The organism is Vibrio mexicanus, assembly GCF_001012815.1.
Classification (GTDB): Bacteria; Pseudomonadota; Gammaproteobacteria; order Enterobacterales; family Vibrionaceae; genus Vibrio; species Vibrio mexicanus.
Genome location: NZ_JYJP01000146.1, coordinates 1 through 960 on the forward strand (window position 1 = coordinate 1; position 960 = coordinate 960).

General features: G+C 41.9%; 1 protein-coding gene. It reads right to left on the minus strand.

Annotation, left to right across the window (positions count from 1 at the left end; genetic code table 11):
- Nucleotides 1–105 precede the first annotated feature (105 nt).
- Nucleotides 106–960 (minus strand): hypothetical protein (locus tag UA76_RS22155; protein ID WP_047050055.1); only part of this gene is annotated, 855 nt, incomplete at its 5' end.

Here is a 960-nt window from a genome sequence, read left to right on the forward strand (position 1 = left end):
TGACCATTCGTGAATACTTTGTCCTGCGCGTATCTGTTTTTCTTGCTCTTTTCGGTAAACCTCAAACTCTTCTGGTGTGAGGTAAAAAGGTAAATAAGCCAAGGTTTACACCGAGCCGAAATAGTCAGGCTCTGGGAGAGCAGTTTTACTTTCCCTAAGTTCAAAAGCTTCTAGGGAAGAATACGAGTCGCCAATCATAGCTAGCCCTTTAAAGTCAGCTTGAAGGTATTTGATGTCGAATAGATGTTTCTTATCTTGTACTTCTTGGCATGGAAAGTCATAGTTTTTTTCCAACTGCTCAACCATGGATAAGATTTCTTGCTCAGTTGCAAAAAATAAGTAAGTAATGCTATATGTTCGGTTTCGAAACACCTCAGTTTGAGCGACGTCTAGATAAAAACATTCGTCGTTTCGGTGGCCTAGAGCAATGACTTTGCGGGCAACATTGTATTTTGCGTAGACCCAGTCCTCTCGTTCAGCAACTCTTACAGAAACGTCATTCTGGGGTTTACGTTTCGTCATTCCGAATGCCAAAAGTATTAAAATTCCGGAACCTGCTAGTGCCATAGGGCCAGCGATGGCGACGGCAAAGACACACCCTATCGAGCACACCCAAGCAATAGTCACCATGGCTTTATTGACCCACTCGGGTTCATTTCTATTCTTCTTTTGAACCAGACCCTGTTCAGATAATACGTAGCGATATTTATAGTCTAAGCCCATGGTTAGATAAGAGGCATAAGCAACAACAAGAAACACAATTGTCGCTATCACAGTCCATATAGTTTCATTGGCGATGAAAGAAAATATAATCATCAAAATCGCCATTGGTACTACTGCAAGGCAACTGAACCTCAAAGCTGCATATCGGTTGGCTTCTTCAATATTGTTGCAGGACCATTCGTGAATACTTTGTCCTGCGCGTATCTGTTTTTCTTGCTCTTCTTGGTAAACCTCAAA